The sequence below is a fragment of the Planktotalea sp. genome, from assembly GCF_049680325.1.
In the GTDB taxonomy this organism is placed as follows: domain Bacteria; phylum Pseudomonadota; class Alphaproteobacteria; order Rhodobacterales; family Rhodobacteraceae; genus Planktotalea.
In genome coordinates this window covers 1-6786 of sequence record NZ_JBAUHO010000015.1, presented here as the reverse complement: position 1 = coordinate 6786, position 6786 = coordinate 1, and the positions used below count along the sequence as shown (strand labels likewise).

Below are 6786 nucleotides of genomic sequence, written 5' to 3'. Positions count from 1 at the left end.
GGGCGTCGTATGGGCCAGCGGCAGGTGGAAACTGCCTTCAACGCCCGTTGTGCCCAGGTTAACGGCCTCCAGATCAAGCAGGTTCCAAATCTGGCGCACAAAGGTGCTGACGGATGTCTTGCCATTTGTGCCTGTGACGGCTGTCATCACCTGTGGCTGGGCACCGAACCAAAGCGCTGCGGCAAAGGCCAAAGCCCCGCGCGGATCATCGGTCAGGATAAGTGCGGCATCTGCATTGGCAAGTTCATCGGCTGCGATTTCCGCGCCTATGGCATCGGTCAGAATGGCCGCTGCCCCCATGCGCAGCGCATATTGGATAAACTCGCCGCCATGGACCTTGCTTCCGGGCAAAGCGGCGAACAGGAAGCCTTTCTTCACCTCGCGGCTATCAACGGCCAAGCCATAGATGTCCGGGTTGCGCCCATCCGCTGCGGTCAGGCCGAGCTGTTGCAAAGTCTTATGTGCCGCCATGGCCTGCCCCTACATCTTGTGGCGCGCGAAGCCGCGCACCCATCAATTCGATGTGAGCGTTATACCAGCCAATTCACCCGGTTCAATCTCTGGTCTTAACCCAAGTAGTGGCGCGACGCGGCCAATCATCTCGGCTGCAACGGGAACCGCTGTCCAGCCCGCCGTTCTGCGCGGTTTGTCGCCCGAAGTTTCAACAGGTTCATCCAGTGTGACAATCAGCACATATTTGGGATCATGGGCAGGAAAGAGCGTCGCGAAGGTCGCGATGACCTTGTCTTTATAATAGCCGCCACCGCGAGGTTTCGGTTTGTCGGCTGTGCCAGTCTTGCCGCCCACGGCATAGCCCGGGACTTCGCCAAAACTGGCGGTACCGTCTGTGACCACTTTTCGCAGCATATTGCGCGCATACATCGCCGTATCTTCGCGCATCACACGGTGGGTGCCTTCGGGCGCGCCATCGCGTTTCAGGATCGTCGGCGCGATATAGGTTCCGCCATTGGCAATCGCAGCATAGCCGGCCGCCAAATGGAGCGGCGAGTTGGACAAGCCGTGACCGTATGAGATCGTAACCGCGCTCAGATCAGTCCAGCGCTCGGGATAAAGCGGCTTGCCGCCCTGTGCTTCGACGATTTCAAGCGGGGTATAGTCCATGAAACCCATGGCTTTCATGAATTCTTTCTGACGTTTCACACCAATCTGGAGCGCCATGCGACCCGTACCACGGTTCGAGCTTTTGACGATGATATCTTCCACGCTCAAAACGCCGTAGTTCTTCTTTTGAAACTCGCCAATATTGAAGCCACCAACTCGCAGCGCCTTGCCCGTATCGATCATCGTCTGGTGATTGACCAGATTCAGGTCCATCGCCTGCGCTGCGGTGAAAATCTTGTAGGCAGAACCCAGTTCGTAGACGCCCTGCACCGCACGATTGAACAGCGGGCTGTCAGAGGCGTCCCCTTCCAGAAGCGGGCCAGGGCGCGCATTTGGATCAAAATCCGGCAAGCTGACGATCGAGATGATCTCGCCTGTGTGGACGTCCATCAAAACCGATGCCGCGCCTTTGGCGTTCATCAGTTTCATGCCGCCATAAAGCACTTCTTCAGCGGCGGCTTGAACAGTCAGATCCAGCGAAAGCGCCAGCGGCGCGCCTTGACGTGCAGGATCACGTAGCTTGTCGTCAAAGAATTTTTCGACGCCCGCAACACCGATAACTTCGGCAGCATGCACCCCTTCGCGGCCAAAACTTGCGCCGCCCAGGATATGCGCGGCCAATTTGCCGTTCGGGTAGAGGCGCATTTCGCGTGGTCCAAACAAAAGGCCAGGATCACCGATATCATGAACCGCCTGCTTTTGTTCGGGGCTTAGTTTCTTCTTTATCCACAAGAACTTGCGCTTGCCAGTGAAGTCCTCAAGCATGTCTTCGCGTGTGAGATCAGGAAAGATCGCGGCAAGCTCAGCGGCAACGCGTTCTTTGTCGATCATCTGTTGGGGCTGCGCATAAAGCGAGTGCGTCTCGAAATTCGTCGCCAGAATGCGGCCATGGCGATCTGTAATGTCAGCGCGCGCCGCTTGGATCGAAGCGCCAGAGCTGGCTGCGCGCGGCTCGGACGGCTCGCTCGCTGCTAGCATGCCCATACGGGCACCAATGACACCAAACGCACAAAAGAACATGACCGAAAGGACCAGAAGTCGCCCCTCGGCACGCCCGCGCGATGAATCGCGCATTTGCTCGTGTCGAATGCGCAGGTTTTCGCGTTCGATTGCATCCGGGTTTTCACCGCTGGCGCGGGCTTCCAGAATGCGAGCAAGGGGTCGAAGCGGCGTGCGGATCATGGGAAGCTTCCATCCCCACGCGTCACGACATCTGCCCCCTGATCGAGTCCAGACACATCAACGGGATTGGTAATGACCAACTCAAGCTCTGGCTCTGGCGGGAAGGCAACCTGATCGACCTTGCCAAACTGGTCGGGGCGCAGCGGCAAGAGGCCCAAACGCTCAAAATTCACTTCACTCAGATCGCGCAGACGATCGGGGCGGTTCAGATAGGCCCACTCTGCACGCAAAACGGACAGGCGGGCGCGGGCTTCGCCGATATCCCTGTTGATTTTTTCGGTTCGCGCAATTTCTGCCTGCGTTTGATAGTTTTCGCGGTAGGCCCAGAAGGCCAATCCGATGACGGCGAGCGCCGTAACAATATATAACAGTGAACGCATTTAACGATCCCTTCGAAGCATGGGCATGCCGAGTGATTTGGCATCAATGCCGCCCGCAGGGGCATCGGTGCGACGCGCAAGGCGCAGTTTTGCAGAGCGCGCGCGCGGGTTGCTGGCAAGCTCGTCTTCACTTGCCGCGATGGCCTTGCGGCCTAACAATTCAAATGCAGGTTTTTCCGTGTGCAGCTCTGGCGCAAAGCGATTGGCATTGCCTGTCGTGCCAGCGCGCGCCTGCAAAAAGCGTTTCGCCATACGGTCTTCGACCGAATGGAAGGTCACAATCGCCAGCAAACCACCCGGCGCGAGCGCTTGCTCAGCGGCCATAAGACCTTGATACAACTCGCCATATTCATTGTTAACCGCGATGCGCAGCGCTTGGAAACTACGGGTCGCAGGATGGCTTTGGCCCGGCTTCTTACGTGGCAGGCATTTTTCGATCAGATCGGACAGCTGCAACGTTGTGGTAATCGGCGTTTCTTCACGCAGCTCGATAATCGCGCGCGCAATGCGGCGCGAGGCGCGTTCTTCGCCGTAGTTATAGAGAATTTCAGCGATTTCTTCGGCTTCGTATTCATTCACGATATCCGCTGCGCTTTGGCCATCCTGCCCCATACGCATATCGAGCGGCCCGTCGCGCATGAAAGAAAAGCCGCGCTCGGCACGATCCAGCTGCATCGAGGACACACCAAGATCAAGGACAACACCGTCCAGATCACTGGCAAAGCTGGCCATATTTGAAAAAACATCGCGCTGCTGGATCAAACGATCCCCGTACTGCCCTGCCCAGCTTGCCGCCATTTCAAAGGCCAATGGATCGCGGTCCACCGCGATGACGCTATCAGCGCCCGCATCCAGCAACGCGCGCGTGTAACCGCCCGCACCGAACGTGCCGTCCAGCCAACGGCCGGAAATCGGATCAGCCGCCTTGAGGATAGGAGCAAGAAGAACCGGAATGTGAGGAGCAGATATGGCAGCCTGTCCCATGGATCACTCCGCCGGACTTGCTGTTGGGGCACCATCAAGGAACTCCAGCGGATCGAAATCCTCAGGCAATTCTTCGAGCCATTCTTCGGTGCGCGCCAGCTCTTCGGCCTCGTAAGTTTCCGTTTTCCAAATCTGGAACGTGTCACCTGCGGCGATAAAGAAGGCTTCTTTATCCAGCTCGATCTTGTTGCGGAGCTTGGCTGGAAGAACCAGGCGGCCCGTTTCGTCAATCGTGGTCGGAAAAGACTGACCATGGAAGAGACGCTGAAGCATCTTACGCTGCATAGATCCACGTGGGAGGGCGTCGATCTTGGCGTCCACCTCTTCGATGGCTTCCATGGTGTAACATTCAAGGTAGTTGCGGCGATGATCGCCGTAGACGATGACCAGTTCGGGCGCGAGACCCTCGGTCCAATTGGGGTCAGCCGCTTCGATCACACGACGAAAAGAGGCCGGGATTGAAACCCGCCCCTTCGTATCCACCTTATGGTGGCTTTCGCCTCTGAACCTGCGTGACACGCCTATTCGTCCCTTTGCCTACCCCAGAAAAAATTAAAGGCGGATCAAGCTGCTGCCACTGCTTGATCCGCCGACGTCCCGTTGCCGGGAGTGTCCGATCGCGCGCGCCACCTGGGGGGATGTCTGCTCGCTCGCGCGCCGGATCTCGTTAAGAAGGTGAAGGCGAGTGCCTGTATGAAACCTGACTTGGGATTTTTTTATTAGGTTTGGGGTCGTTTGGCGCCCCTTTGTCTTTCCCGTCTTCATCTTCTGTCATTAGGGATACGCTGGGAAATCATGGGAAGCAACATAAATTTTGACTCAAAACATACAGAATGTTGTTTCAGAGAGGCCTGCTAAACAACATATAGTAAGAACGAGAAGGGAACAAATTCCATAGATAGCGTAATGGATGAGACGACACCACTACATGTAGAAGAGAAACAATGTGTGAATTTTTTCCCATATTTTCCCAGAATTTGAAACGCTGAGGCGGTGCAGAGGCGGTTTTTGCCCATTCAGACGCTCAAAACACGCCCTGCCCCCTACGAATCACATCCGGATTCGCCTGTAAATCGGAAGAAAGGCCTGAATTTCGATGTGAGTCTTCCCTGCGACACCCGATTGGCGCGGATTAAATCAGAGTTCGGGCCATGAATTCCCATGCCGCCCATGGTTTCCCATTAATTGGGCCGCACGGCACCGCTTCTATCGCTTGCTCCAGCGAAAATCGCGCTTTGAAGGGTATCGCTCGTTTTCGGCCACACAGCGGCAGGCAGGCGAGCGCCCTGCATGGATCAGCATTGAGCCGTTCCGAACAGCAGCAAGGCACCTTTTCAAACGGGACCGCTGCGATTGATCTGATGTCAGGTCTGAGCCCACACTGTGATTTCGGTTTTCTTGCTGCGCGCGAGCAGCACAAAGATTGCGGCCGATGCGAGAAAGCGATGTTGGTCTGCTGCGGGAGATGCGGCCATTTAGTCGGGTCGCGGCGAAGATAAAAACCCGGAGTTCTGCATCGCGGGACTTAACTGTCTTTCGATGCAGGTGCTCCGATACCATTTCTCGGTGGCGATACTTGTATTGGAAGCGGTTTTCGATCGCGTTGTCCCATGAACACCGTAGCCGCGATCTGGAAAAGCAGAATTGATACGAAGTCTTAGTGTCAGGCTTCTTCTAGCACCTTCCGCGCAACGCGAAAGCATTCCAGCGCCTGTGGCACGCCGCAATAAATACCGATGACGTGGATAATTGCGCGGATTTCGTCTGATGTGACTCCGTTATTGATGGCTCCACGGCAATGAATTTCCCATTCATGCATTTTCCCCAATGCGCCGATCATCGACAGGTTCATCATTGACCGTGTCTTGGCATCGATCACATCGTCGCCCCAGCCAAAGCCCCAACACCATGCGGTCATTGCTTCTTGAAAGGGGCGCGTAAAGTCATCTGCGGCTGCAAGGTTCTTTTCAACGTATTCGGCGCCAAGCGTGGCTTTGCGTTGCTCCAGGCCTTTCAGAAAAAGATCTTCGTCAAATGCACTCATGTCTTAGCCTTTCAATTTGATCGGGTCATTTTCTGCGCGCTCAACCAAGCTTGATCGCGACGTTTTTGGTCTGCACATAATTCCAGAGGGCTTCGCGGCCCTTTTCACGGCCGTAGCCCGATTTGCCATAACCTCCGAACGGTGTTTCGACACCACCAGCATACCATTCATTGACGAAGACTTGGCCAGCCCTCAGCTTGCGAGCAGCGCTCGTCGCGCGATCAAGATCACGCGTGAAAACGCCGCCGACAAGACCGTAAGGCGTTCCATTTGCAATTTTGATGGCGTCCTCATCGGAAGAGAATTTCAGCACGGACAGAACCGGCCCGAAGACTTCCTCATTGGCGATGGTCATATCGGGGGTGACGCCTGTGACGATGGTGGGTTCAAGAAAAGCGCCGGGGATGTTCATTTTGCGACCGCCGGTGGCGACATGTGCCCCTTCGCCTTGCGCCGCCCCGACCATGTCGGCGGCGCGGTCGCGCTGTGCCTCAGACACCATCGCGCCCATTGTCGGGCCGAAATCGGGTTGGTCGATGCCGGGCTTGACGGTTAATGATTGCGCGACACCGACCATGCGTTCGACCAGTTCGTCGTGAATGCTGTCATGTGCGATGACACGGCTCATGGCAGAACAAACTTGCCCCGCGTTGAAATAGATACCCCATCGAACATCTGCCTCAAAGGCGTCCAGATCGGCATCGTCATGAACGATCGCGGCGGACTTTCCGCCCAACTCCAGGACGCAAGGCACAACATTTCTGGCCGCGGCGGTGGCGATGGCGATGCCGGTTGGAACCGATCCTGTAAACACAATCTGGTTGACGTGCGGGTGGGCTGACAGTGCCGCGCCCGCCTCGCGTCCAAGACCGCACAGGATATTGACCGCGCCATTGGGCAGGCCCACGGCCTCTGCCGCATGAGCGAACCACGCGTTGCTAAGCGGGGTCAGTTCGGGCGTTTTGATGACGCAAGCATTACCCGTGGCGAGAGCCGCCGACAAAGACCGCGCGGTCATTTCAACGGGGTAGTTCCACGGGATGATATGGGCCGAAACACCAAAAGGTTCATTTG

The 6786-nt window shown here is 56.5% G+C and carries 7 protein-coding genes; all 7 read right to left on the bottom strand.

The window, feature by feature from the left end:
• Positions 1-471, bottom strand: a 471-nt coding sequence (locus WBC85_RS00735) for a Mur ligase domain-containing protein (protein ID WP_424432772.1), incomplete at its 3' end; no start/stop codon positions are given.
• Between the two features lie 42 nt (positions 472-513).
• The gene (locus WBC85_RS00730; RefSeq protein ID WP_424432771.1) at positions 514-2304 is read right to left on the bottom strand and encodes a peptidoglycan D,D-transpeptidase FtsI family protein; all 1791 of its coding nucleotides are present in this window, start codon (positions 2302-2304) and stop codon (positions 514-516) included.
• Positions 2301-2684, bottom strand: a complete 384-nt coding sequence (gene ftsL, locus WBC85_RS00725; protein WP_424432770.1) for a cell division protein FtsL — start codon at positions 2682-2684, stop codon at positions 2301-2303. Before ftsL ends, WBC85_RS00730 begins: the two co-directional genes overlap by 4 nt.
• On the bottom strand, positions 2685-3668 hold the full coding sequence (gene rsmH, locus WBC85_RS00720) for a 16S rRNA (cytosine(1402)-N(4))-methyltransferase RsmH (RefSeq protein ID WP_424432769.1): 984 nt from the start codon (positions 3666-3668) through the stop codon (positions 2685-2687).
• Positions 3669-3671: 3 nt separating this feature from the next.
• Positions 3672-4187 carry a division/cell wall cluster transcriptional repressor MraZ gene (gene mraZ / locus WBC85_RS00715; RefSeq protein WP_424432768.1) on the bottom strand — a complete coding sequence of 172 codons (516 nt, stop codon included), beginning with the start codon at positions 4185-4187 and terminating at the stop codon, positions 3672-3674.
• Positions 4188-5331: 1144 nt separating this feature from the next.
• A complete protein-coding gene (locus WBC85_RS00710; RefSeq protein ID WP_424432767.1) occupies positions 5332-5712 on the bottom strand; it encodes a carboxymuconolactone decarboxylase family protein in 381 nt (126 codons plus the stop codon).
• 40 nt (positions 5713-5752) lie between these two features.
• A partial coding sequence (locus tag WBC85_RS00705; RefSeq protein WP_424432766.1) for an aldehyde dehydrogenase family protein occupies positions 5753-6786 on the bottom strand: 1034 nt, incomplete at its 5' end.

Coding starts and splice junctions, on each gene's coding strand:
- WBC85_RS00730 (WP_424432771.1), bottom strand. CDS start 2,304: ATGATCCGCACGCCGCTTCGACCCCTTGCTCGCATTCTGGAAGCCCGC.
- ftsL (WP_424432770.1), bottom strand. CDS start 2,684: ATGCGTTCACTGTTATATATTGTTACGGCGCTCGCCGTCATCGGATTG.
- rsmH (WP_424432769.1), bottom strand. CDS start 3,668: ATGGGACAGGCTGCCATATCTGCTCCTCACATTCCGGTTCTTCTTGCT.
- WBC85_RS00710 (WP_424432767.1), bottom strand. CDS start 5,712: ATGAGTGCATTTGACGAAGATCTTTTTCTGAAAGGCCTGGAGCAACGC.